Below are 25,714 nucleotides of genomic sequence, written 5' to 3'. Positions count from 1 at the left end.
CTGCGTGCATCCTGAACAAGGATGCCCCTCAATTTATTGAGGGGAGGACGTCACGAGCCGGACAGCTACCGCCAGTTCGGCGGGAAGTAACGCCTGTGGACATCGGAAGTTACAGGCCGCAAGGCCGGTGCCGGTGGATGAAGCAGGAAGCAAACGGATAGGTGTCGTGAGACATTTGTCTATGAGTTGCAGAACGGTAGCCGTAGAGACGAACCATTATGCAAGGGCGGAATCTCGTCGCCGCAAAAGCGATCAGCGCTCCGCACGGCATTGAACAGGATGACTTCTCAACAGCAGAGGCCGATTCCGGTGCGGCCACATTCACTGTCGCCACCTTCAACATCAGGTATGGCGTCGGGCAAAGACTCATCTCGGGCGGCATTCTCCGCCGCCTCGGAATGAGAAACGCCCGGCGAAGACCGGCGCTGATCGCGCGCAACATCGCGCTCGCCGCGCGCGCTTTCGCCGAAGGCAGGCTTCTTCCGCGCGCCGACGTTATCGCATTGCAAGAAGCTGACAAAGCAACGCGCCGCGCTGGCGGGCATCACATCGCGCGCGAACTAGCCGCTGCGCTCGGCATGTTTTACGCGCACGCAGCCATGGCGAAGCCGCGCGGAGTCCTGCCCGCACCGCGTCAATGGTACTTGGATTTCGAAGAGCAGATCGGAATCGACGATGATGGTGATTCGGGCGTCGCGCTTCTCAGCCGCCTGCCGTTGCGCGATCTCGAACGCATCGAACTCCCATGGTTCGAGTGCGCTTGGCGACCGCGTCTTGCGCTCGCCGGCAAGTTGATCTGGCGCGATTTCCCCATCTTCATCTTTTGCGTGCACATCGATCCACACGCTTCGACCAGCGACCGGCTGGTCCAGCATCGCGCCGTGCTCGCCAAAGTCGAAGAGCGGGCCGCTTCATGCCCGGCCATCATCCTCGGCGACTTCAATACGCTGTCGAAAGAATCCTGCCGCACCACGCGCGCGCTCTTCGAAGAGCACGGCTTCAGCTCGCCGCAACCGACGGGAACGCCGACGTGGCGGTCTGGCCCGATCAAGCTTCACGCCGATTGGATCTTCGTCCGTGGTTTGGATGTTGTGCGGTGGGGCGTGGCGAGGGCTTTGCGCCGCGTTTCGGACCACTGGCCCGTCTGGGCCGAACTCCGCCTGCCTTGAACCTGCGCAAATCGTTTGCGCGCAATTCGCCGCTCAAGTTATCGCCACAGCGCAGCTATCGGCGTTCGATGGTGACAGCGCCGATCTTTCGCTCGCGGCTCATCGCCTGACGAGGCTTTCGTAAGCGGCGCGCGAGATGTCGGCGACCAAGCGATGCGCGCGTTTCTCATCTTGGACGCCTCGCGTCAAGACCACCAAGACGTAAGGCTTCCGATTGGGCGCGTAGATGATGCCGGCATCATGGTAAACGCCCGAGATCGAACCCGTTTTGTGCGCGACCCGCACCGTCGGCGGCAGCCCGGCTGGAATCCCTTCGTTGAACTTCTGCGCGAGAAGCGTCTGTCGCATCTGTTCCGAGGCCTCTCGATCGACGGCACGATCTTCGGCGATCGCCTGCAGAAGCGACATGAGGGCGCGAGCGGTGGTCGTGTTGTTGAGCCCTTGACGGTAAGCTTTGCCGTCTTCGACGCCGCGCAAGACGCGCATCCCATGAGCGCCCAAGCTTTCCACCAGCTCCATGATGCGCTCGGGCGTGACGCGCTCGATCAAAAGGTTGGTCGCCAGATTACTGCTCTCCGTGATCATCAAATGGACCAGTTCGCGCACCGTCGCCCGTTGCCCGATCCGTTCGTACAAAGTCTTCTCTGAATCATCCTCCGGCGAAAGGCTGTATGGACTACCGTCAGCGATGGAGCGGAACTCGTTCTTGATGAGCAATTGCTCGTCGAGCGTCAGTTTGCCTTGGCGGGTTTGACGATAGATCTCCATCATCACGGGAACCTTCATCGTGCTCGCGGCGTGAAAGCTTGCGTCGGCGTCGATCAACAATCGCCGTCCGGTTTCGAGGTCAACGAGCGCAACGGCAACTCTTTCCGCCCCGCTCGCGCGGATCAGGTCTTCGATCCGCCCTTGCAGTTCATCTCCGCGAACTGAAATGAAAGCACAAGCCACCACGATCAAAGCCGTGAATAAACCTCTGAGTCCCATGCGGCGTTGCCTTTCCGTTTTCATTCGAGCTTTCTGCCGCGTCGGCGGCGGCGCTCCATGAGCATGGCGTATCGCGCTTGTCTATCGGCGATCTGCCGCTCAAGCTCGGTCCGCGCGCTTTGGTCTTCGGCCCGCGCTAGCTGCTCTCGCAATCCTTCAACCTCTTTGAGCAGACGCGCCTCTTCAGGCAGAAAGCCCGCGCTGCGAAGGACGGAGTAACCGAGCCGCAGATCCTCCGGCGTCTGAAAGTAAGGAGCGAGATCGAGCGGTTTGCCTTTGCCGACGAGATCATTGAACTCGCCGCGCTCGATCGCTTCTTTGATTCGTTCTTCGATGATCTTCTCAAGCCCCATGTTCACTCCGACGTGAAAAGCTCCATGATTTCGACGATGTCAGATGGGAGAGGCGTGCGAAACTCAACCCACCGCCCGTCGCGCGGATGATGGAAGCCCAGTTCGGCAGCGTGTAAGCACAGGCGCGAAGTCTGGTCCGCAGGACCGTACCAATCATCGCCGACGATCGGATGGCCTATGTGCGCGCAGTGTATGCGCAGCTGATTGGTCCGCCCGGTCACGGGCTCCAGTTCGACGAGCGTCCAAGAGCCTTCTTTTCGGACGACGCGCAGTCTCGTTTCGGCCTCTTTCCCGCCTTGCATGACGCGCCACTTCGGGCGAGCTTCTTCGTCGCGTCCGATGGGCGCGCAGATCACCATCTCGTCTCGATCGACTTGCCCATGCACGAGGGCAAGATACCGCTTTTTGACGAGCCGTCGTTGAAAATGTGTGGCGAGAGCGCTTAAAGCGCGCTGGTTCTTAGCGACGACCATCAACCCGGATGTCGCTCGGTCCAAGCGATGAACGAGTCCGGGCCGGACCAACGCCGGCTCGGATGTTTCCCCATCCGTCGCCGTCCCCCTACGCTGATTCAAGTGAAAAGCGAGCGCGTTGGCGAGCGTGCCAGTTTTGACGTTGCGCGTCGGGTGGACCAGCATGCCAGCGGGTTTGATGAGCACCAATAGGTCTTCGTCTTCGTGCACGATCTCGAGCGGGGCTGGTTCCGGCGTCGCCGCATTCGGAATCCACTCTCCCGGTTCAAAGAGCACGACATCGCCGCGACGTAGGCGTTGACCGGAGTTAGCCGCCTCGCCGTTCACAAGGCAAGCTCCAGCGGCGATCAGTTTGGCGATCCGCAATCGGCTAAGCCAGCCGATGCGCGCGGCGAGGAACTCATCTAGTCGTTGTCGTTCGCTCTCCGGTCCAACCTCGAATCGCAGTCTTTCGGTTTGTCGTTCGACCTTCTTTTCGACGACCGCAGGAGCGCTTGCAGCTTCGCGCATGAAAGCGCCGTTGATCTGTTCAACCGAAGACCGTTCGCTCACAACACCCCCCAGATGTGCGGCGTCGCCAGCTCGACGCTGTTCCCGGCCGGATCGCGTACGTAGAGCGACCTGCCGCCGCGCGGCCAATTTACCTCTGATTCCACCTCGATGCCACAGCGCGCCAACCGCTCGCGCCACGCATCGAACTCCTCTTCGGGCACAGCGAAGGCGACGTGACCAGCTCCGTACGCTCCATGCAGAGGGATTTTCGCTCCACCGACGCTGGTCTCTTGCGTGCCAGTCCGACGCGGATCGAAGATCAAAAGCACGCCCTGTCCGCAACGAAAGAAGACGTGGCGACCTGCTTCGCGCCCGATCAGCTTAAGACCGAGCACGTCGCCGTAGAAACGTTCGGCCTCTACTAGATCGTCTGCGTAGAGGCAAGTCTCCAACACGCCGCGTGGTGCCATCTCTTCTCGAACCATCGCAGAAGCTATTCTCGCACGAAGGGTGCGTCCGCTGCCAAGCCTTTTGACAACCGCTTCACGCCTAAGATCGGCTCTCCCCTTTCCCCGAAAAATCGTTGACGAGAGCGAACGAAATGCCGTAACTTTCTCGCTCAGCAACGCAACCTCGGGCGTCCGCAGGTTCGGCATTTCTTGCTCATCGATAAGGTTCAGGGGGTCGAGTTGGTCGCGCGTCACAAGCGTCGGCAGCTCACAGATCGAGACGGAGTTGCAACGTTGGAGATCGAACATGTCAAGCGCAAAGGGCCTCATCTTACTCGTCAACGATCTTCCCGATCAACTGGAAGTGACGGGATTCCTCCTCGAACAAGAAGGGTACGCGGTCCTCAAAGCGCTGGGCGGGCATGAAGCGCTCGAACTTTTGAGTCAACATACGCCCGACCTGATCATCAGCGATGTCGCCATGCCGGACATGGACGGCATCGAACTCTGCCGCGCGATCCGCGCCGATCAACGCCTGAAGGAAACGCCGATCCTGTTGCTGAGCGCTTTTCGCAAAGACGTTCCGAGCATGGTCGAAGCGTTGCAATCCGGCGCCGTTGACTACATCGAAGCGCCCTACGATCCGCGCCTGCTTCTCGCCAAGGTCGCGCTCTTCATCGAGAAGCGCCGCGCCGAGCGAGCCTTGAGCGCATCCGAAATGCGCTACCGCCTGCTCTTCGAAAACATCCCGCTGCCGATGTGGGTCTATGATCTCGAGACGCTCGCTTTTCTCGACGTGAACGAAGCGGCGGTGCGCCACTACGGCTACTCGCGCGAAGAATTTCTTAGCATGACGATCCTCGACATTCGGCCGCGTGAAGACATCCCAGCGCTCATCAGTCGCGTCAAGTACATCGTCGGTTCGAATCAACGTCACCATCGCTCCGGTATCTGGCGTCATCGGCGCAAAGATGGCACCATCATCGAAGTCGAAATCGACTCGTACGTTCTTGAACTCAACGGGCGACAAACCAACCTCGTGCTCGCCAAAGATGTGACCGACCGAAGACGCGCTGAAGAAGCGCTGCGACGTCAAGCGCTCGTCTTCAATACGATCTATGACGGGGTCGTCATCCTCGATCTCGAAAGGAGGATCACGGATTGGAACCCGGCTGCCGAACGCATCTTCGGCTACGCCAAGCAGGAGGTGCTCGGACAAAAACTGAGCCTTCTTTGCATGCCGACGCTCAGCAAACAGCTCGTTACCGAAATCTGCCACAAGGTCTTGGCCGAAGGACGGTGGGAAGGCGAACTGCCTTTCATACGCAAAGACGGGTTCGCTGGCGCAGCCGATTCCATCTTCGTCCTCCAACGCGACGCGCAAGGTAACCCATCATCCATCGTCGGCGTCACCCGCGACATCACAGCGCGCAAGCAACTCGAAGACCAACTCCGACAAGCGCAAAAGATGGAGGCCATCGGCAGGCTTGCCGGCGGCGTGGCGCACGACTTCAACAACCTTTTGACGGCCATCATCGGTTACGCCGATCTCGCTTTGCGCCGTCTGCCCGAGGACGAGAAGGTGCGCCGACAGATCGCGGAGATCAAAAAGTCGGCGGAACGCGCGGCCAATCTGACGCGCCAATTGCTCGCCTTCAGCCGCAAACAGATCATCCAACCGAAGACGCTCAACATCAACGAAGTGGTCGAAGACATGGGCAAGATGTTGCAACGGTTGATCACCGAGAACATCGAGCTTCGGCTTGAATTGGCGCCCGATCTTTGGCTCGTCAAAGCCGATCCGAGCCAAATCGAACAAGTCATCGTCAATCTGGTGGTCAACGCGCGCGATGCGATGACCGATGGCGGCGAACTCCTCATCCGCACGGCGAACGTCGAAGTGGACGAAGCCTTCCAACGGCAACATCCGTTCTTCTCACCGGGTCGGTACGTCATGCTCGAAGTGAGCGACACCGGCCACGGCATGGACGCCGAAACGCAAAAGCATATCTTCGAGCCGTTCTTCACGACCAAAGAGAAAGGGCGCGGAACGGGACTCGGCCTTTCCACCGTTTACGGCATCGTCAAACAAAGCGGCGGATTCGTCACTGTCGAGAGCAGTCCTGACGAGGGAGCGACCTTTAGGATCTATCTGCCGCGCGCTGCCGACGGCGAAACCAGATACGAAAAGAAAACCACCTCCATCACCACTCCGCGCGGGACCGAAACGGTGCTCTTCGTGGAAGACGAAGAGAGCGTGCGCAAGATGGCTTGCTCGACGCTCGAAGAGTTCGGCTACATCGTGCTCGAAGCCGCCGATCCGAGCCAAGCGTTGCGCCTCTGCCGCGAATACCGCGGCGCCATCGATTTGATGGTAACAGATGTCGTCATGCCGCAAATGAGCGGGCGCGAGCTGGCCGAACAGGCGAGAAAGCTTCGTCCGCGCATGCGCGTCCTGTACGCCTCGGGTTACATGGGCGACGAGACCCTGCGCCGCAATCTACTCGAAGAGCGCGTCCCCTTTCTCGAAAAGCCGTTCACGCCCGAAACGCTGGCTCGCAAGGTGCGCGAGACGTTGGATGAATCGCCGCCCTCTGCCGCCTGAATCAGACGGATCTCAGCCCCGGTTGCACCTGCAGACGCTCGCCCTCCGCCAGCGCCGTGAAACGTTCTTGTGAGTCCCCGCCCGAACTTCGAGTTGAACCGCATGTTCGACTTCCTTCGGCATGGGGAACCCACGCTTTTGCCAAAGCTCCCCTCTCGTTTTGCCGAGAACAGGGCGTCGTCGTTAGGGCGCCGTTGACGATCAGTGCGCAAGGGTCCCCATCTCGTTTTGCCGAGAATAGCTTTCGGCGCGATCTATCTGGTAACATTCCGCAAACGGAGCGGTTGTTGAACTTTCAATGGCGGAGATGACGATGGACCACCCGTTTCATCTGGCTTTCCCCGTGCACGACCTCAAAGCGGCGCGCGCCTTCTACGGCGGCGTGCTCGGTTGCGACGAAGGACGAAGCAGTGACACATGGGTTGATTTCAACCTCTACGGCCATCAGATCGTCGCCCATCTCAGCCCCGACAAAACGGGGATCTTTGATGCGAACACCGTTGATGGTCATGATGTGCCCGTGCCACATTTTGGCGTGATCCTGACGATGGAGGAGTGGCACGAGCTGGCCGCACGTTTGCGCCGCGCCGGAGTGAAGTTCATCATCGAACCGTACATCCGTTTTCGCGGTCAGCCAGGAGAACAAGCGACGATGTTTCTGCTCGATCCGAGCGGCAACGCGCTTGAATTCAAAGCCTTTGCCGACCGGACGCAGATCTTCGCCAAATGACGGCGAGGCACGCGACGGAACCTGCCGATGAAAGGCTTGGCGGTGAAAGAGTTTCAAAAACAACCGACCGATCTGGAGCTTGCGCGACGCGCAGCAGCAGGCGACGCCGCAGCCTTTGAAGAGATCTACCGTCGACATTTTCGCCGCGTCTACGCCCTGTGTCTGCGCATGCTCGGCAATCCAGCCGAAGCCGAAGACTTGACGCAGGAAGTATTTTTGAACCTCTACAACAAAATCGGCACTTTCCGCGGCGAGTCCGCTTTTTCGACGTGGCTCCATCGCATGACCGTCAATCAGGTGCTCATGCACTTGAGGCGCAAAAGCACGCGCAGCGAGCAGACCACCGAAGAGGGCGAAACGCCCGTTCAAATCGTTCAAGGGACGGAAGACCCGAGTCGCATGCCGATCATCGACCGGATCGCGCTCGAAAAAGCCATTGCCCAACTTCCGCCCGGTTATCGCACGGTCTTCGTCCTTCATGACATCGAAGGTTACGATCACGACGAAATCGCGCGTATGATGGGCACGAGTTCGGGCACCTCGAAATCGCAATTGCACAAAGCGCGCTTGAAACTGCGCAACCTGATCCGCCAACAAGCCCGAGAAGCGGCACACAATTAACCCCGATCATAGGGAGGGAGCGACCATGGATTGCGCGAAGAGTCTGGAACTTCTCAGCGAATATCACGCTGGCACGCTCGAAGAGATCGAGATGCTCGAAGTTCGCGCGCACCTGCAAGCTTGTCCGCCGTGCGCCGACGTGTTCCACGACATGTTGCTCATCGTCCAGACAGCTCAATCGTTGTGCGATGCCGTGGACACCATCGCTTTTCCGGACGAAGATGCGCTCTGGCGACGCCTGTGCGCCGCGCGCGGCTCGTCGCACTAATTCACGGGGCGACCGACATAGGTTTCAGCCTGTTGCGTCAACCTCTCGCTTGAGCGCGGCGAAGCAACCAATGCGCGGGACGCTCTCATCAACGGTTGAGACGATGCACGCTCCCCCCGAGCCGCGCCGCGACCAAGAGAGCTCAAGGAGACTCCGATGAACGTGAACCGACTCTTGAAAAGAACGCTACCTGCCTTGATCGGCATCGCACTGGCGATGCCAACCGTCCTAGCCGACACCATCCGGCTCAAAGACGGCACGGTGATCCGTGGCCAAGTCATCGGCTTTCGCGATCAGCAGTTCGTCGTTCTCGTCGGCGGCGGAGCGCGCGGGCGCATGAGCCGCATGATGCTCTATATGGAAGACGTTGATTCGATCGAGTTCGACTCGGCACAGAACGCTGCCGATGTGACGAGCGGTTCGACCGCTGCACCGCCAACTGCGCCGCCAGCGCAACCGACGCGCACCGCGAGCACCGCACCGCAACCCGTCGCCTCTTCGACGCCAACGCGCGCTGGTTCTGCGGCAAACAACTGGATCCGCCTCAACGTCAAGGTTTCAGCAGATAACCGCGCCAACGGGTGGACGAACAGCGGACTCGTCGTGCGTCGCGGCCAACTGCTGCGCATCACGGCAACCGGGCAGGTTTCGCTCGGCAACAACGTCTTCTCATCTCCGGCGGGCATCCCGACGCTGCCGGACCGCGATAAGTTGATGCGCGATGAACCGACGGGCGCGCTGATCGCCGTGATCGGCGATGATAACGACGATTTCATCTTCATCGGCAGGCAACGAGAGTTTCGCGCGCAACGCGACGGCGTGCTCTTTCTCGGCGTCAACGAAGGGAATTTGAACGACAACTCCGGATTCTTCGATGTCGTCGTCGAAGCGGAAGTCCCACCGGCGGCTGCGCGCTAGCATTCAACCCGCTGCAACACGGTTGGGGTCTCTGGCGTAGTCATCATCGCAACGGCTTTCGCGCTTCGCGGCATCGAAGGAAAGGCGTTTGCGCTCTTTCCCGACCAGCGGTGCGGCTCTGTGGCTGCCAAGAGATGGATGCCGCCGTCGAATGGGAGAGCGCCTCGTTCATCCGCCTCATCGGGAGATCAGCGCTGTCACGGTGTCACTTCATGCTTCCAGCTCTTTGTTTTGAGCGGAAATGGAGTCAAACGAGTTTTTCGAACAGATCGCGCGTGTCGCCCGCACGACGAGTTCGAAACGGTCATCGTCGGATGGATCGAACGAGTATTTTGAGCGAGCCGCGCGTTTCACTGCCCTCAGCCGCCCCTCACTCTCGGCGGCGCGTTTGACAAAAAGAGTTCACCTTTTCTTGAAAGGCGAAGGGAAGATTCGATGCGCCGCGCGAGGTCTACCCTGTACGCCCAAAGCGGAGGCTTTGCATCACTTGACCGAACGACCATTCATCCGACGTCAAGCCGTTTCCTAAGACACCTCGAAGCGGGCTTCGGCGCATCTTAATTTTCAGTTCCGGAATGGTCGAAGGAGATTGACCCGCCGTGCAGGCGAGGCTTAACATGCTCGCAAGGCCGGAACAGATCTCGGTTTGTTTGGAGCAACGAGCCATGAACATCTCCCGCTATCTAGTTGCCAGCATCGCCGTCTTCGCTTTGCTCGCTGGCTCGCTTCCGCCAGACGCCTTGGGACAAGCGCGCCGGGTCCCGCCAGCGCCGACGCAGAAGAAGAACAAGCGCTCCGACGGAGTGCAGCCGCAAACCGGCGAACCGCAAGAAGCCCCGCCGCAGGACATCATCGGCAAACCGGATGGGGCCGAAACGATCAAAGTCGAAGCATCTTTGGTCAACGTTGACGCGGTCGTCTATCACAAGAAGTCGCGCAAGATCATCACCGGTTTGAAGAAGGAGAACTTCGCCATCTTCGAAGATGGCGTGCAGCGCGAGATCAGCAATTTCGCCACGCCGGAAGCGCCGATCACCGTCGTCATGGTGCTCGAATACAGCAAGTTAACGGATGCGCTCGGCGGCAACTGGTTCGAACCGGGACGCTACGAGGTTTTGCGCCCAATGGCGATCTTCCTTTCGCAGTTCGTCCGACCGGAAGACTACGTGTCGGTGATCGCCTACGACATGCGTCCGACGCCACTGACCGATTTCACCAACGACCCGGGGCGCATACGGCAGGTGATCGACCTGCTGCTGCGCAACTTTCCGGCGTCGCGCGAAGCTAATCTCTTCGATGCGTTGAAGTTCACGCTGATCGGCGGCAAAGGCGACGCCGTGGTGCTCGAAAACAGCAAGCAAGCGACGATGGAATATGCTGGCTTGGCCTCCTTGCAAGGACGGCGTAGCGCCGTCATCTTGGTCAGTTCCGGCATCGACACGTTCAGCAAGATCAATTACGACGAAGCGCGGCGCGTCATCCAAAACGCCGGCGTGCCGATCTACGTCATCGGAACCGGCAACCTCTTTTTCAAGAAGTACGGCGACTATTTGGAACCGACCGACTACATCACCGGCTTCCCCGGTAGATTGACCTTCCTGCAAGCGCAAAACGCGCTTAACACCTTTGCCAAAGAATCGGGCGGGGCTTACTTCCCGGTGACGTTCGAGGGCGAACTGCCGAGCGTGCTCCAGTCGATCGACGCGCTGCTGCGAAACCAGTACAGTTTGGGATTCAAACCGAGCGGCAAACGCGATGGCAAGCAACATAAGATCGTCGTCAAGGTCGATGTCGATGGCGACGGCAAGTTCGACGACAAAGATTACGTCGTGCAGCACCGGCCCTATTACATCGCGCCCAAAGGTTGAGCGGAAACGGTGCTTACAGCTCGCCGACATCAAGATGCGGAAAGGGAATCCCCTTTCCGCGTCCCATCCTTGGGCTGCGCGCGAAGAATTGATCTTTTGCCTTCCGCTTTTCGTCAGACGAAAGATGGATGTTCGATAGCGTGCGGCGTCTGGCTAACCTCTCCGAAGCTGCGTTCGGCTACGCCGAGCTTTCCCAAGCGCCGTCATCGGCGCGAGGCTCACGGTTCATGCCGAAGCGCGAGACGTGTGATCTCGCGGGCGCGCCCTGTGGTCTCGTCTATGTCGAGCGCGATGCCGCAGATGCGCACGTCGCCTTTGGCGTTCTCCATGCGTCGGTGCGTGACCGTGAGAAAGCGCGCGATCACATCATCTCGATCCATGCCGATCACGCCCGCGTGGCTTCCGGTCATACCGATATCCGTGATGTAGGCTGTCCCGTGCGGCAGAATTCGCTCGTCGGCTGTCTGTACGTGCGTATGCGTGCCGAACACCGCCGACGCGCGCCCGTCCAGATACCAACCGAGCGCGCACTTTTCCGACGTCGCCTCAGCGTGAAAATCGATCAGCCGCACTCTAATAGTTTGATCCAACTCGTGCAAGATCGCATCGGCAGCGCGAAAGGGATCATCCGCCGGGCCCATGAAGACGCGCCCGATCAGATTGATCACAGCGACCGGTGTGCCCTTGATCTCGCCGGTCCAGATGCCGCGCCCAGGCGTTCCCGGCGGGTAATTCGCCGGACGAAGCAAACGCGGCTGTTGTGCGATGTAATCGATGGCTTCGCGCTTATCGAAGATGTGATTGCCGGAGGTCATCACGTCAACGCCAGCGGCGAGCAATTCTTCGACAAGCGGTGGAGTGACCGAATAGCCGCCGGCGAGATTTTCGACGTTGGCGACGATCAAATCCGCCTGGTACTGCTCGCGCAAGTCCTGCACGCGGTCGCGCACGGCGGTTCTTCCAGGCCGCCCAACGATGTCGCCGATCACCAAGATCCTCATGCCGTATCGCCCCTTAAAAACGCAAGCGCGCTCCGACGAACCTCTTTCGGCGGAACGCGCTCTTTGTTGAAACCTCTAGGGAATCTGCTGAACGCGCTCTGAACACCCATCGCTGGTCATGGCGACGGGCTTCTTGATCGAAGGGAGCCATCCGCAGAAGCCGTCCCGAAGCCGTGATTTGAACCTGCAACAGACAGGTGGGTGACCTTTAGCACAGCCGCCGCCTCTGGCACTTCCTTGACATTGAAGGAAAGCACTGGCAAGCGGCATCGGTCTCCCTTTTCAACGGCGTTGGCTCAATCATTGGAATCGGTAACGCGCCCCGCAGAAGAGACGCTCCCTTCGCACTCGAAATAGTAGCACAAGCGTTCATCACCTCAAAGCAAACGCTGCCCGAGAAACGCACGTGCAGTGGATCAGCCGGTGTGGCTTCCGACAGCGCGATATGCGCGTCTCGCTCGGCGCAGAAGCGTTGGACCTTTGGGTTACAAGACGCAGCGCGAACTATCCTCAGGAGATCGCAAAGCCGGTGGGCGTGTCGTTCTGTTGGTCACCGCCCGGTTTCCAACGGAGGATGCGGTCGAGCATTTCGGCGCATTCGGCGCTGCGCGCCGCCAATTGCGCGTCCGTTTGCTCGTGAAGCTTCTTCAAGCGGTGCAGTTCATCGGCGATGTGCAGCGCGGCTAGAATAGCGACTTTGAGCGAATCGACCGTGAGCGTGCTCGAAGAGATCTCGCGCATGCGCCGATCGACGAACTCCGCCAACTTCGTCACGTATTCGACATCGCCATCGGAGCGAATGTTATAGACTTGGTTGTAGATTTCGACCTTTATCGTCGGCGTTTGATCCGCGCCGCGTCCCGTGGTGATCTTGCTCCGGTCGTTCATCTGCGCACCTGCTCCACGATTTCAGGATCGAGCACCGAGATCGCATCGAGCATCGCTTCGACCTTCATGCGGATCGTGTCGCGTTCGGCAAGAAGCCGTTCGACCTGCGCTTCGAGCCGCTCCTTTTCGCTCAGAAGATTGCCCATCTCGCGCCGCAAGGCGGCAAGCTCACGCTCCAGATTCTCCTTCTCCTGCCGCAACGCTTTGGTCAATTCGATGGTGCGGTAGATCTTGTCTTCCAGATGCGAGAATTTTTCGAGTCCCGTCAGTCCCACCATCGTCTCTCCCCGAAGAGGATTTGGATTCTTCGGCGTTCGATTATGCGTCCAAGGGTCGGTCGAGCGCAAGACGGGATCTTTCCGCGCGATCACTGGCGCAAGCGTGCGCCGAACCTTTCATGCAACCCGCGCAAAACACGCTCTTGCATCTCGTCCACCTCATCGTCGCGCAACGTGCGATCGTCAGCTCTATACTCCAAGCGCAACGTGAGCGAACGGTATCCCTCGGGCACGCTTTGCCCCTCGTAAGCGTCGACGAATTCGATGCGACGCAGAGGCGTTAGATTCAACTCGCCGATAGCTTGCCGCACGTCAGCCCACGCAACGCGCCTTTCGACGATGAGCGATAGATCGCGCACGATCGCCGGATAACGCGGCAAGGGGGCGTAGCGCACAGCGCGCGGCGGGGTTTCCAACAAGCGTTGAAAGTCGAGTTCGGCGACGTAAACCGGCGGCTTGAATTTAAAGCGCGTGGCCACCTTTTCCGCCAATCGTCCAATGAAGCCTATCGTTTCGTCGCCGAAGAGGATCTGCGCCGCTTGCCCTTCGCGCAAGTGAGCGACGGGCGCCGGTTTGAATTCCAGCGGCGGCGCGTTCATCGCATCCACCACCGCTTCGAGCGCCCCCTTCACGTCATAAAAATCGAGCTGGCGCGTGGCTGCGGCGCGCCCTTCTTCTAGTGCCGCGCCGGTTGCCACCAGCGCCAAGCTTTCGCGCTCGCATGGACGCGCGCCCGGCGCGGAGGCGCGCGCGAAGACGTGGCCCAACTCGAAGAGACGGACGTCGCGCGTGCCTTGATTGAAGTTTCGTCGCACGGCTTCGAGCAGGCCCGGGATCAAGCTCGCGCGCATCAGCGTTGCCCCTTCGATGATCGGGTTGCGCACGATGACAAACTGCGCGTTCCCCTCGCTGAGGGTCGGCAACGGCACGAAATCCTGTTCGTAAACTTCGTTGATGAAACTGAAGTTGATCGCCTCATCGAAACCGAGCGTAGCGAGCGTGCGCCGCGCCGCGCGCCTCCTCTCCTCGCCCGGCAGATGTTCGCCAACGGTGCTCGACGCAGGCAACGCTTCCGCGATGCGCTCGTAACTGAGATGGCGCGCGACCTCTTCGACTAGATCCTCTTCGCGCTCGACATCGACGCGCCACGACGGCGCGACGACCTCGATTCGCTCGCGCTCCACGACGCGTTCTTGGAAACCGAGCGCCGAGAGGATGGCGACGATCTGTTCAACCGTCGCCTGCAAACCCGTGAGCCGTTCGACGCGCGCTGGGCGCAGCGAGATGAGCGGCCTCACGATCGGTTGCGGATACAGATCGATCGCATCTTCAGTCGCTTCGCCGCCAGCGATTTCGCAGATCAGCGCTACGGCACGCTCTTGTGCGCGCAACGCCGCTTCCGGGTCGGCCCCGCGCTCGAAGCGATACGACGATTCGGTGTGCAGATCGAGCGCGCGTGATGTTTTCCGCACTGAGAGCGGATCGAAATAAGCGCTCTCGATCAAGACGTTGCGCGTCTCAGCGTGCGTGGCGGTCTCTTCTCCGCCCATTACACCGGCGACGGCGACAGGCCGTTCCGCATCGGCGATGACGAGCATCTCCGCCCCAAGCTCGCGCTCGATGCCATCGAGCGTCAAGATCTTCTCGCCCGCACGCGCGCGCCGCACGACGACCCGCTGGCCACGCAACCGGTCGAGATCGAAAGCGTGGAGCGGCTGGCCTTGTTCGTGCAGGACGTAGTTCGTCACGTCGGTGACGTTGTTGATCGGACGCTGACCGAGCTTTTGCAAACGCTCGGTCAACCACTTCGGCGATGGTCCGACGCGCACGTTGCGCACGGCTCGCGCTGTGTAACGCGGACAGAGCTGAGGCTCTTCGACTTCGACCGAGACCAGTTCGCCGATGTGGCCGCAAAGCGCGGCGATCCGCACCGCTGGCATTTTGAGGGTCGCGCCGACCATCGCGGCCACCTCGCGCGCCACGCCGAGATGGGAGAGGCAATCGGGACGATTCGCCGTGAGATCCAGTTCGAGGATCGCATCTTCGTCCCGCTCGTGCACGGCATCGACGGCAAGGCCGATCATGGTCAAGCGTTCGGCCAATTGACGCGGCGCTAGATCGAACTCAACGAACTCACGCAACCAGTTGTAAAGAATCAACATGGAGAAGCTCTCGGAACGATCGGATCGAAACCTTAAGCGAACTGTTCGAGAAAGCGCACGTCGTTTTCATAGAGCAGGCGAATGTCATCAAGCCCATACATCAACGCGCACATGCGATCGATGCCGAGGCCGAAAGCGAAACCGGAGAACTCTTCGGGATCGATCTCCACAGCTCGCAGGACATTGGGGTGGACCATGCCAGAACCGCCGAGTTCGATCCAGCCCGCCCCTTTGCAAACGCGACAGCCGTGCCCATCGCAAACGAAGCAGCTGTAGTCGACTTCGGCGCTCGGCTCAGTGAATGGGAAGTAAGAGGGGCGAAAGCGCGTCCGCGTGTGCGGCCCGAACATGCGTCGGACGAACTCGGCGATGGTCCCTTTTAGATGGGCCATGGTCGCGTGACGGTCAACGAGCAACCCTTCGATCTGAAAGAACATCGGGTTGTGCGTTGCGTCCGGCGTGTCGCGGCGAAAGACTTTGCCCGGCGCGATGATGCGCAGCGGCGGGCGTCGCCGCTGCATCGCATGGATCTGCACGGGCGAGGTCTGCGTGCGCAAAGCGAGTCCATCCGCCGTATAAAAGGTATCTTGCGCGCTGCGCGCTGGATGCGTGGGCGGGATATTGAGCGCGTCGAAGTTATAGAAATCGGTCTCGATCTCCGGCCCATCTTCGACCGCGTAGCCCATTGCGACGAAGATATCCTCCATGCGCTGGCGCAAGAGCGTGATCGGATGCAGATGGCCGCGACGCGGTCGCCGACCGGGCAACGTCACGTCCAGCCTCTCGAGTTCGACTCGCTTGCGTGCCTCGACCTCGCAAAGCACGCTTTCGACCGCACCGAGTCGCTCGCTCAACTCAGCTTCCAAACGCTGCACGCTTCGACCGAAAGAAGCGCGCTCCTCCGCTGGCACGCGCCCGATCTGCTTTTTGAGCGCGGCGAGCGGGCTCTTGCGCCCTGTATGCCGCGCCCTCAGCTCGTTGAGCTCGCGTCGCGCTTGCTCGACCTCGCGCAAAGGGAGCGCGTCGCCGCGCTCTGCCAGACGCGCGAAGCGTTCGAACTCGCGCTCGAACGCTTCGCGCACTGCTGAGATCGAGAGCGTCGGATCGATCTTGGTCGCGTCGTGAAGTTCGTTCATCGGACCAGTCTCAGGCGGCGGCGCGTTCAGCTTTTTGTTTGAGCGCCGTGCGCGCTTGGCCGGCCAGTTCGGCGAACGCCTCCGGGTGACTGACGGCCAAAGCAGCCAACGACTTGCGATCCAGCGCGATGCCGGCCACTTTCAACCCGTGCATGAACTGCGAGTAATTCAGCCCGTGCAACCGCGCCGCCGCCCCGATGCGCACGATCCAGAGGCTGCGAAAGTCGCGCTTCTTGAGTTTGCGCCCCGTGTAGGCGAATTGGAGCGCGCGCTCGACGGATTCTTTGGCCGAGCGATAGAGCTTCGACTTCGTTCCGCGATAACCTTTGGCGAGGCTCAAGATCTTCTTGCGCCGTTCGAGGCGCTTGCTTCCACGTTTAGCTCTAGGCATGATTCCTCCTTGCTACTCCCGTCCGTATGGCAACATCAGCTTGATGCGCTTGACGTCGGTTTTATCGACCAGCGTATCGAGATCCAAGTGGCGCTTACGTTTGCTGCTCTTCTTGGTCAAGATGTGACGCGCGTGGCTGTGACCGCGCTTGATCTTGCCCGTGGCGGTCAAACGAAAGCGTTTGGCTGCGCCCTTATGCGTCTTCAGTTTGGACATGATTGCTTGCTCCTTCTAGGTGTTGGCGTGTGCGCCCCGGCACGAAATTCGGGATGCCGCCATGTTTCTCGCTACGAAGTCGAAGCTGCGCCCTCTTCGTCGCCGGAAGGGGCCTGTTTCTGCTGTGCGCTCTTGTCAGCCTTGCTCACCTTCTGCTTCTTCGGCGCGAAGACCGAGATCATCTGATTGCCTTCCATGCGCGGACGAGCTTCGACCTCGCCGACCTCAGCTAAATCCTGTTCGAGCCGCTGCAGCAACTTCTCGCCCAATTCGCGGTGCGTCACCTCTCGCCCACGGAACCAGATGATCGCTTTTACCTTGTCGCCATCTTTGAGCCATTCGCGCGCGTGCTTCATTTTGAAGGCGTAGTCGTGCTCGTCCGTCCCGGGACGGAACTTGACCTCTTTGACGTTGATGACGACCTGCTTCTTTTTGGCTTGCGCGGCCTTTTTCTTCTCCTCGTATCGAAACCGGCCGTAATCGATGATCCGGCAGACGGGCGGACTAGCCGTCGGAGCCACCTCGACTAAATCCAACCCGCGCTCTTGCGCGAGCCTCAACGCTTCGCGCGTGCGCATGATGCCGAGTTGCTTCCCTTCTTCGTCAATGACTCGCACCTCCGGCACGCGAATGCGTTCGTTGATGCGCGCCGCTGGCGTTCGGTTATCGCGTCCGCGACCTCGGTAACCGTTGCTTATAGCGTCACCTCCTTGTTGTGGGCTTCGAGCGCCCGGCCAATCACTTGCAAAGCGTCACCGCTTCGCCATCTCGTTATCCACGGCGCGCGTCCGCACGAGCTGGAGCGCGCGCTCTTTGAACTCTTGCAGTTTCATCGCGCCGATGTCGCCGCGCGTCCGTTCGCGAACCGCAACCGTTTCATCCGCGGCCTCGCGATCGCCGACGACGAGCATGAACGGAACCTTCTGCAACTGCGCTTGCCTGATCTTGGCACCGATCTTCTCGCTGCGCGTGTTCGCTTCGACGCGCAGGCCTACCTCCCTCAGCTCGCGCGTCGCTCTCTCGGCATATTCGTTCACGCGATCCGTGATCGGCAAGACCACCGCTTGCACCGGCGCCAGCCAAAGCGGGAAGGCTCCAGCATAGTGCTCGATGAGCACGCCGAAAAACCTTTCGATCGAACCGAACAACGCGCGATGGATCATCACGGGCCGATGCGGACGATTATCCTCGCCGACGTATTCGAGGCCGAACCGCTCCGGCAAATTGAAATCGAATTGCACGGTGGAGAGCTGCCACGATCGGCCGATGGCATCTTCCACCTTGATGTCAATCTTCGGCCCGTAAAAGGCCGCTTCCCCCTCCATGCGTTCAAAAGGGATGGACCGCTGGGCCAGCGCCTCGACCAGCGCTCGCTCGGCTCGTTCCCATTCCTGCGGCGTCCCCAAGTAGTGTTTGCTCGCGTCGTCGCCGCGCACGGAGAGTTCGACCTTGAACTTATCGAAGCCGAAGGTGCGAAACAGATCGAAGGCGAAGTCCACGCAGCCGATGATCTCATCGCGGACCGTCTCCGGCGTGCAGAAGATATGCGCATCGTCTTGCGTAAAGCCACGCACGCGCAACAAGCCGTGCAACACGCCCGACAGCTCCGCGCGATAGACGGTGCCGAATTCAGCGTACCGGATGGGCAGGTCCCTGTAAGAGCGCTGCTGCGACTTGTATATGCCGATGTGGAACGGGCAGTTCATCGGTTTGAGCCGGTACTCAACCTCTTCGAACTCGAAAGGCGAGAACATCGACTCCGCATAATTCTCCTCGTGCCCACTTCGCTGCCACAATCCGCGCTTGGCGATGTGCGGCGTGAAGACGAGGCTGTAGCCGCGCCGCAGCAGTTCCGCGCGCAAGTAATCCTCCATCTCCTTGCGCACGATGCCGCCCTTCGGATGCCAAAAGATCAATCCCTGTCCGAACTCCTCTTGAATCGAGAAGAGGTCGAGCTCACGCCCCAAGCGACGGTGATCGCGTCGCTCAGCCTCTTCGCGTCGACGCAACCACTCGTCGAGTTCTTCTTGCGTGAAGAAAGCGATGCCGTAGATGCGTTGCATCTGCGGGCGCGCAGGGTCGCCCTTCCAGTAGGCTCCGGCGATGGAAAGCAGTTTGAAGGCGCGCAGCTTGCCCGTATCGGGCACGTGCGGACCAGTGCAGAAGTCTATGAACGGCGTGCCGTCGATGTAATAGACGCTCACCACGTCGCCGCCTTTCTCTTCGATCAACTCGCACTTCAAAGGCTCGCCGCGCTCGGCGAAGATGCGCAACGCCTCGGCTTTCGTGATCTCCTCGCGCCGGTAAGCGAAGTTACGCTTGGCGATCTCGCGCATCCGCTTTTCGATCAGCGGCAAATCATCTTCGGTGAGCGGACGCGGAGCGATCACGTCGTAGAAGAAGCCGCCGCGCGGATCGTCAAGCAGGGCTGGACCGATGCCGAGTTTGGTCCCCGGAAAAAGATCGAGCACGGCGGCGGCCAATAGATGCGCCGTCGAATGGCGCAGCAGTTCCAACCCTTCTTCGGTCTGCGGCAGGATCGGCTCGATCCTGACCGGGTCCGTGCCGTTCGGCTTCAACTCGAAGTCGAGATCGACCTCGCGCCCATTGACTTTAGCCGCCAACGCGCGTTTGGCTGCCTCCCGGTCCAGCCGACGCAGGGCATCGATAACTGTGATCGGCGCTTCCAACCGAGTCGGCGCGCCGCTATTGAGTTGAACGTTCACTTCACCCATCGGCGACTTGGAACAAACGATGGTCCCGCGCGAAGCGCTTCTCTTCACGCGACCACAGGCTCGTTTTTCGCTACGAATTGAATCTTCGATCCATCAGATCAGCCCGACGCAAGCGCCTTTTGCCAAGCGGGTCAACCGACAAAAGGACTTCGCAAAGCTCCACGCCGGAAGTCTCGAGCGGCGAGCGTTGCTGCCGCACCCGTAGATCGAATTGCAAATGCTACCATCAAGGCGCTATAGATGCAACCTCTTTGTCGGCCCTACGCCTCTTTCAAAGCCGCTTACGAGCGCAATTGCGTCTCTGCGCGCGCGCCACCGCTGGAGGTTGATCCTCTGCGGCCCCTCTCGATCTCGCTTCATCCCTCTTTGATCCTTCTTTGCGCAGCAGCCTTTCGGCGCGCTTTCGTGGTAGAATTCCGGGGCGGACAATTCAGCCACAGACGAGGGCGCTTGCGTCGAGGCCGACTGGTTCTCGATTGATCGCCTCGGTCGCGCGTCGAAGGTCTCTTCGGATAACTTGACGGCGCGGCAGTCGCACCGTTGCGGCAACGACGCCTTCGACAAACGCAGGACCGACGACGGCAGGCGCTACAGAGCGTTGCCCGCGCGCCGCAGCGACAACGAAAATTCGAAAAGGAGAACGAAATGAGCACCGAAGTAGCGACTCACGAACAGGCCAAATTGAGGCTCTCCGAGCGCAGCAGCCGTGCGGAAGATGGTCAAACTCCCGTACGACGCCAGTTCGTCAACTTCGCCTTTTACCACGTTCGCCCAGAGTGGCGGCTGCTCGATGAACGGATCAAGGAAGAGGCCAAGCGGGAGTTCATCAACACGGTGGACGAGTTTCGTCGGCAGCTCATCATTCAGACTTATTCGCTGATCGGATTGCGCACCGATGCCGATTTCATGATCTGGCGAATCGGCTACGAACTCGATCCTTTTCAAGAGATGAGCGCGCGCATCAATCGCACCGCGCTCGGGCGACATTTGGAAGTGGCGCAATCATATCTTTCGATGACCAAACGGTCCATCTACATGGACAAAGAGAACCCCGAGCACGTCGAAGATCGTCTTCATATCATCCCCGGCAAGGCGAAATACCTGTTCGTCTATCCGTTCGTCAAAACGCGCGCGTGGTATGCGCTACCGTTCGATGAACGGCAAGAGATGATGGACGAACACATCCGCGTCGGGTCGAGATACCCATCGGTTAAGCTGAACACGACCTATTCTTTCGGACTCGACGATCAAGAGTTCGTCGTCGCCTTTGAAACGGACGAACCAGCCGATTTCCTCGACTTAGTTCAAGACCTACGTGAGACCAAAGCGAGCATGTACACGTTGCGCGACACGCCGATGTACACATGTCGGTTGCGCGCGCTGAACGAAATCCTCGACGAGATCGGCTGAGTCTTTTCAGGGCAAGGTTCAGCGTTGGAAACCCTTCGTCCGACAGCGAGCTTCTGGCTGCTCGTCTTCGTCTTGTGCGGCGCGAGCGCGGCTCGTCCTCGCGCAGTTGCGCCGCACGGCCCCACCTACCTTTGGTACGAGACCGAGAACATGCGTGGGCTGACGCGCGACGCGCGCAACGAACCCGTGCTCAATCCCTCGTGGATCGATCCGCCACGCGCTAAAGCTCCCGGTTGGGGGATCAACGGTCCGGGAGTTTCAGCCGAATGGTCGCAAGGCGGCGAGAGCGAATGGAACTCGGTGGCGGCAAGCGCCGATGAGGATCGTGCGACGCTAGCTCAAGAGCTGGAGATCCCTCGAAGTGGGGTCTATCACTTATGGGTGCGCTACGCCGACTGGGCCAGAAAAACGGAGAACTTCACCGTTCGCCTCGTCCAAGGCGGTCGCGAAGCCTTCCGCCATGAATTCGGCGCGCGCGACCTTTTAGATGCGCACGACGAGGTGAGTATGTACTGGGGCTGGGCCTTCGTTTGGGATGGCGCGGAAGCGACGCTTGAAAAAGGGGCCGCGACGCTCTACCTCGACATCGAGAAGAAGGCCGAAGCGCGACGCCATGTCGATTGCTTCCTTCTGACTGACGATCTCGCCTTTCGCCCCGAAGGGCGGCGCAAACCCGATTTCCCTGCCTTCCGCGTGCTTCGCCAGTGGGCCGAGCGGCCCGTTCGAGTAACGCCGTTGATCGTTGGCGACCCCCGCCCGCCCGTGCCTGCAACTTGGCAACGCCCCTTGATCGCTGGCAGGGATTTTCTCATGCCGTGGAACATCTCGCCCGAATTCTGGAAGCTTTACGAGCGTCCGCCTGCCGAACGACCGCTCTATCCGTTTCATGCTGAACCGCTCGAAGAATTCATCGCCAAGTACAAGGGCGCGCGCGACGTGCCGATCTTCTCGTCGCCGCTCATCGCGCCCGTGGTCTACATCAACGACTTGCCTACGCTTTTGCGCGAGGGGAGCGCTTTTCTCCGATACCTACGCGACACGCGCTCGCCCTTCGCCGTATTGATCAACTACGGCAATGCGCAGATGAGCGCACAGGAAGGGCAAGCAGCTTGGCGCCTTTTGACGGGCCAACTACGCAATCAATTCATCGGCTGGATCTCGGGCGAAAGCATCGGTCATGTCTGGGGGGATGTGTCGCAACGGCTCGTGCTTCAACCGGCGATGCCGCGTCGCGCTATGCTCGAAGCCTATCATCGGGCCTATACCCGAGCGCTCGAAAACAAGTGGGAGACTCTCTTCCATTCGCCCACCGGCCCGATGTGGACGCATCTGATCGCGGCCCAATCAACTTCTAGCACAGCCTACGCCCACGCGCTCGGGCGTTGGGGTTGCCGCATCATCGGCTTGGAAACGGCTGCCGTCCAACCCATCTTCGCCATGCGCTTGGCCTTCGCCCGCGGAGCAGCGCGTCAGTACGGCGCGAACGTCCTCTACTATCATGCCCCGAATTTCGGCGATACGGCGACGACCTTCACCAAACAGCAGAACTTCGCCGGACCGGATTTCTTCTTTCACACGCGCTATGGCGCGACCATGGGACCATCGCTCTCTTGGTATCGCAAAAGCCTCTTTTACTACTACATGGCCGGCGTTTCGGCCATCTACTTCGAGCAAGGGTTCGATCAATTCTTCAAACCCGGACCGGGCGAGCATCCGTTCCAACTCAATCCGCTTGGCAGAATCACAAATGAATTCATCCGCTTCGCCGAGCGCCATTCGGATCGCGGCGTGCCCTACACTCCGGTCGCCTTCCTGCTCGACCCCGCGCATGGCTGGGACATGACTGATTATCCGCATCTACCTTTCGGCGTCGCCGAGATAAGCAGAACTGACCGCGCGTTGCGTGAGCTTTTCACCGCCGCTTATTTTCCGGCTCCCGTCGTAGAGGGCGAACCGGCGACGGGCGACCGCCAAGCCTTCGTCTCATCGGTCTTCGGCGACATCTTCGATGTGCTCGTCGCCTCGGAAGAAGGCAGCGAAGCGATTCGTAACTACCGCGCGCTCATCGTCGGCGGACGCATCGCGTGGACAGCACCGTGGGGGAAGAGACTCGAAGAGTACGTAAGAAGCGGCGGAACTGTCCTCCTCAATGCGGCTCAAGTTGAAGGCTTGCCGTCGAGACTTCTCGGTGTGCGCCTGTCGGCTGAAGAGCGCGAAGCGGAGGAAGCCAGTTGTAAGCTCGCCGATGGCGCTGATCTCAACGGACAAACTTTCCGCTACCTACTCATACAACCTGATGGCGCCCAAGTTCTGATGCGCGCGGCCAATGGCGATCCGCTCGTGACGCGCCACCAGCTTGGGAGAGGGAGCGTCATTTTCTGCGCCATTCCTGACCTGCTCGGCGTGGACGAAAGATTGACCGCCGTTGCAGCTCATCTGTTGATCCATTTGTTGTCCGATGCTTTGCCCGTGCACATCGAGGGCAACGTGCAGAAATTGGTCAATCGCACCCAGCGTGGTTTCGTCATCACGCTTATCAACAACGAAGGCGTCTTTAAGCCACAACAAGGGCTTGCACAAGTGGATCGTCGTGCGGAAGAGACGGCGACAATCAGCCTGAAGGCGGGAGAGATCTTGAGCGCACGCGAGTGGACCGAAGACGCGCCGCTTGAAATCGAACGCCAAGCGCGTCGGATCGCGGTCAAGATCCCACCGGGAGATCTGCGCATCGTCGAACTCACGCTGCGTTCCTAATCGAACCGTGTTGCGATTGCGCGAAGTTTGGTGATTGTGCTCGCTGTAAAAGACCTCTTTGCGATTTGCTTTTTGGCGCTGATTTCTTTTAGCATACGCTCCCGACTTCGGCTCATCATGATCGTTGCGCGACGTTTTCTCATCAGCGGCGAAGTTCAAGGCGTCGGCTACCGCTTCTTCGCACAAAGAGCGGCGGCCCGTCATCAAGTCACAGGCTACGTTCGCAATCTGCCCGATGGGCGCGTCGAAGTGTGGGCCGAAGGGACGCCGAGCGGCATCGAAGGACTCAAGAAAGATTTGGCAACAGGCCCCAAGCTCGCCGTGGTCGAAAAGGTCGAAGAGGAAGCCGTCGAACCGACCGGACAATACACGACGTTCTTGATCGAAAGATGAAGGCTAGCGAAAGCTGCGGTCGATTGCGACAGGTGGTTGAGTCCTCTTTGAAAAACGGCACCTCGGCGTGAACGCCGCAAGCAACTCTCGCAGTTCTTCGCGGCAAAGAAGTCTGAACCCACGGCCTGTCATGACGGCGGAAGCGATTTAGAGTACCCTCGACATCCTATTAGGAGCGCAAGGAAGATGACCGATATGACTCAAACAGCCTCAACGGAGGATTTGAAGAAGCTCATTCGCGAGGTTCCAGACTTCCCGAAACCGGGGATCATCTTCTACGACATCACGACGCTACTCAAGCACCCCGAAGGGCTGCGCCGCACGGTCGATGGATTGGCAGCCCAACTGCAAGGGACCGAAATCGATACGGTAGTCGGCATTGAAGCGCGTGGCTTCATCTTTGCGCCCGCACTCGCTTACCACTTGGGAGCGGGCTTCGTTCCCGTGCGCAAACCGCGCAAGCTACCAGCCGAGCGCGCCTCGATCACATACGAACTTGAATACGGCCAAGACACGCTGGAGATACACCGCGACGCCATCGGTGACGGTCATCGCGTCGTCATCGCCGACGACCTGCTTGCGACGGGCGGCACGGCTAAAGCGGTCGTTGATTTGGTCGAAGGGCTTGGCGGCAAAGTCGTCGGCTTGGTCTTCGTCATTGAGTTGGAATTTTTGAAGGGGCGCCAGAAGCTCCATGGTTACGATGTGCGCTCGTTGATCAAGTATCAATCGTGACGCGCGTCGGCGAGCGCGTATCGAACGCGCTCTCATCCCCATCCGAAGCCTGTGTCTTTTCTCGCTGGCGCGGTGTTCGCTGCCGGGCATGTCGGCGGTGCTCTCGTGGCCGATGCGCTGGACTTTTCTTGCTGAGCGGCGCTGTTAATTCACGACGCCGAGATTTCGCAATCGATGCTCCGCTCGACTCTTTCGCTTCGATCGCGCGTTCTGAATTGACGACGAACGCATTGACCATGCTAAGCTATGTGCAACTTCTTTGAAGTGCTCCCGTAGCTCAGGTGCATAGAGCGTCCGCCTCCTAAGCGGAAGGTCGTTGGTTGGAGTCCAACCGGGAGCACCAACTAACCTTCGCAAAGCTCGATCGCTTTCGAGCCACGCCTTTAGATCATTCTCGTTGGGGTGTCCTGCAGGTCGAGAGCTTCACTCAAAAGCTTATCATTTCATTGACGCTCCCCACGTCTCGCAGATGAGGGATTCCTAGCCGACGAGACCGCACGTCCGCCGGAGCGGACTCCGGTTTCATGGTAGAGGGCAAGTCTCTCCCTAGGCATTCGGTTCGCATCGTGCGCGCGCCCTACCTTGTGCGCGGCGCTAGGCGGCGCGCCGCGTTAGATGGATAGTGACGTCCTCCCCTCAATATGAGGGGCATCCCCAAAGGAATGGACGCGAGGATAAAGCC

At 59.8% G+C, this 25,714-nt stretch carries 24 protein-coding genes and 1 tRNA gene; 12 read left to right on the top strand and 13 right to left on the bottom strand.

Annotated features, from left to right (window positions below; all coding sequences use genetic code 11):
* Positions 1–218: 218 nt before the first annotated feature.
* Positions 219–1,169, top strand: a complete 951-nt coding sequence (locus tag C4334_RS11295; RefSeq protein ID WP_352432189.1) for an endonuclease/exonuclease/phosphatase family protein — start codon at positions 219–221, stop codon at positions 1,167–1,169.
* Between the two features lie 99 nt (positions 1,170–1,268).
* Here the strand turns inward: C4334_RS11295 and C4334_RS11290 are convergent, their stop codons facing one another.
* Genes C4334_RS11290 through C4334_RS11275 form a run of 4 tightly spaced genes read right to left on the bottom strand, consistent with a single transcriptional unit; the run spans position 1,269 to position 3,944 of the window.
* A complete protein-coding gene (locus tag C4334_RS11290) occupies positions 1,269–2,180 on the bottom strand; it encodes a serine hydrolase (protein WP_352432188.1) in 912 nt (303 codons plus the stop codon).
* On the bottom strand, positions 2,177–2,509 hold the full coding sequence (locus C4334_RS11285) for a DnaJ family domain-containing protein (protein WP_352432187.1): 333 nt from the start codon (positions 2,507–2,509) through the stop codon (positions 2,177–2,179). The genes C4334_RS11290 and C4334_RS11285 overlap by 4 nt, the downstream gene beginning before the upstream one ends.
* Positions 2,510–2,511: 2 nt before the next feature.
* The gene (locus C4334_RS11280; RefSeq protein WP_352432186.1) at positions 2,512–3,534 is read right to left on the bottom strand and encodes an RluA family pseudouridine synthase; all 1,023 of its coding nucleotides are present in this window, start codon (positions 3,532–3,534) and stop codon (positions 2,512–2,514) included.
* A complete protein-coding gene (locus C4334_RS11275) occupies positions 3,531–3,944 on the bottom strand; it encodes a VOC family protein (protein WP_352432185.1) in 414 nt (137 codons plus the stop codon). The genes C4334_RS11280 and C4334_RS11275 overlap by 4 nt, the downstream gene beginning before the upstream one ends.
* Positions 3,945–4,230: 286 nt before the next feature.
* Here C4334_RS11275 and C4334_RS11270 point away from each other — a divergent pair, with 286 nt between their 5' ends.
* The 6 genes from C4334_RS11270 to C4334_RS11245 all read left to right on the top strand — a co-directional run bounded on the left by C4334_RS11270 (position 4,231) and on the right by C4334_RS11245 (position 10,933).
* On the top strand, positions 4,231–6,528 hold the full coding sequence (locus C4334_RS11270; protein WP_352432184.1) for a response regulator: 2,298 nt from the start codon (positions 4,231–4,233) through the stop codon (positions 6,526–6,528).
* A 313-nt stretch (positions 6,529–6,841) separates the two neighbouring features.
* Entirely contained in the window at positions 6,842–7,258 is a 417-nt protein-coding gene (locus C4334_RS11265) for a VOC family protein (protein ID WP_352432183.1), read from the top strand.
* A gap of 27 nt (positions 7,259–7,285) precedes the next feature.
* On the top strand, positions 7,286–7,879 hold the full coding sequence (locus tag C4334_RS11260) for an RNA polymerase sigma factor (RefSeq protein WP_352432182.1): 594 nt from the start codon (positions 7,286–7,288) through the stop codon (positions 7,877–7,879).
* 25 nt (positions 7,880–7,904) lie between these two features.
* Positions 7,905–8,147 carry an anti-sigma factor family protein gene (locus C4334_RS11255; RefSeq protein WP_352432181.1) on the top strand — a complete coding sequence of 81 codons (243 nt, stop codon included), beginning with the start codon at positions 7,905–7,907 and terminating at the stop codon, positions 8,145–8,147.
* 156 nt (positions 8,148–8,303) lie between these two features.
* Positions 8,304–9,065, top strand: coding sequence for a LecA/PA-IL family lectin (locus C4334_RS11250; RefSeq protein WP_352432180.1), 762 nt, complete (start codon positions 8,304–8,306; stop codon positions 9,063–9,065).
* A 665-nt stretch (positions 9,066–9,730) separates the two neighbouring features.
* Positions 9,731–10,933, top strand: a complete 1,203-nt coding sequence (locus tag C4334_RS11245) for a VWA domain-containing protein (RefSeq protein ID WP_352432179.1) — start codon at positions 9,731–9,733, stop codon at positions 10,931–10,933.
* Positions 10,934–11,151: 218 nt separating this feature from the next.
* On the opposite strand, the gene C4334_RS11240 is transcribed toward C4334_RS11245, so the two are convergent.
* The 9 genes from C4334_RS11240 to thrS form a co-directional block, all read right to left on the bottom strand.
* Complete coding sequence (locus tag C4334_RS11240; RefSeq protein ID WP_352432178.1) at positions 11,152–11,934, bottom strand: TIGR00282 family metallophosphoesterase; 783 nt, start codon at positions 11,932–11,934, stop codon at positions 11,152–11,154.
* A gap of 510 nt (positions 11,935–12,444) precedes the next feature.
* Positions 12,445–12,822 (bottom strand): cell division protein ZapA, encoded by a 378-nt coding sequence (locus C4334_RS11230; protein WP_352432177.1) that lies wholly within the window; start codon positions 12,820–12,822, stop codon positions 12,445–12,447.
* Complete coding sequence (locus tag C4334_RS11225) at positions 12,819–13,100, bottom strand: hypothetical protein (protein ID WP_352432176.1); 282 nt, start codon at positions 13,098–13,100, stop codon at positions 12,819–12,821. Before C4334_RS11225 ends, C4334_RS11230 begins: the two co-directional genes overlap by 4 nt.
* Positions 13,101–13,189: 89 nt before the next feature.
* Complete coding sequence (gene pheT, locus C4334_RS11220) at positions 13,190–15,262, bottom strand: phenylalanine--tRNA ligase subunit beta (protein ID WP_352432175.1); 2,073 nt, start codon at positions 15,260–15,262, stop codon at positions 13,190–13,192.
* 32 nt (positions 15,263–15,294) lie between these two features.
* On the bottom strand, positions 15,295–16,398 hold the full coding sequence (pheS, locus tag C4334_RS11215; RefSeq protein ID WP_352432174.1) for a phenylalanine--tRNA ligase subunit alpha: 1,104 nt from the start codon (positions 16,396–16,398) through the stop codon (positions 15,295–15,297).
* Positions 16,399–16,408: 10 nt separating this feature from the next.
* Entirely contained in the window at positions 16,409–16,789 is a 381-nt protein-coding gene (gene rplT / locus C4334_RS11210) for a 50S ribosomal protein L20 (protein WP_352432173.1), read from the bottom strand.
* A gap of 12 nt (positions 16,790–16,801) precedes the next feature.
* On the bottom strand, positions 16,802–17,005 hold the full coding sequence (gene rpmI / locus C4334_RS11205) for a 50S ribosomal protein L35 (protein ID WP_352432172.1): 204 nt from the start codon (positions 17,003–17,005) through the stop codon (positions 16,802–16,804).
* A gap of 71 nt (positions 17,006–17,076) precedes the next feature.
* Positions 17,077–17,649: a translation initiation factor IF-3 gene (gene infC / locus C4334_RS11200; protein WP_352432191.1), complete on the bottom strand. Its 573-nt coding sequence runs from the start codon at positions 17,647–17,649 to the stop codon at positions 17,077–17,079.
* 108 nt (positions 17,650–17,757) lie between these two features.
* Positions 17,758–19,740 (bottom strand): threonine--tRNA ligase, encoded by a 1,983-nt coding sequence (gene thrS / locus C4334_RS11195; RefSeq protein WP_352432171.1) that lies wholly within the window; start codon positions 19,738–19,740, stop codon positions 17,758–17,760.
* 645 nt (positions 19,741–20,385) lie between these two features.
* Between thrS and C4334_RS11190 the strand changes: the two genes are divergently transcribed.
* The 5 genes from C4334_RS11190 (at position 20,386) to C4334_RS11170 (ending at position 25,375) form a co-directional block, all read left to right on the top strand.
* On the top strand, positions 20,386–21,150 hold the full coding sequence (locus C4334_RS11190) for a chlorite dismutase family protein (protein ID WP_352432170.1): 765 nt from the start codon (positions 20,386–20,388) through the stop codon (positions 21,148–21,150).
* 24 nt (positions 21,151–21,174) lie between these two features.
* Positions 21,175–23,904 carry a hypothetical protein gene (locus C4334_RS11185; protein ID WP_352432169.1) on the top strand — a complete coding sequence of 910 codons (2,730 nt, stop codon included), beginning with the start codon at positions 21,175–21,177 and terminating at the stop codon, positions 23,902–23,904.
* Between the two features lie 117 nt (positions 23,905–24,021).
* Positions 24,022–24,297 (top strand): acylphosphatase, encoded by a 276-nt coding sequence (locus tag C4334_RS11180; protein ID WP_352432168.1) that lies wholly within the window; start codon positions 24,022–24,024, stop codon positions 24,295–24,297.
* A 195-nt stretch (positions 24,298–24,492) separates the two neighbouring features.
* Positions 24,493–25,032, top strand: a complete 540-nt coding sequence (locus C4334_RS11175; RefSeq protein ID WP_352432190.1) for an adenine phosphoribosyltransferase — start codon at positions 24,493–24,495, stop codon at positions 25,030–25,032.
* A gap of 266 nt (positions 25,033–25,298) precedes the next feature.
* Positions 25,299–25,375 (top strand) — tRNA-Arg (locus C4334_RS11170).
* The last annotated feature ends 339 nt before the right edge of the window (positions 25,376–25,714 follow it).

Origin of the sequence: Pyrinomonas sp., from assembly GCF_040289685.1 — a bacterium.
Taxonomy (GTDB): domain Bacteria; phylum Acidobacteriota; class Blastocatellia; order Pyrinomonadales; family Pyrinomonadaceae; genus Pyrinomonas.
The sequence above is the reverse complement of the archived record's forward strand: the minus strand, read 5'-3'. Positions and strand labels throughout refer to the sequence as shown.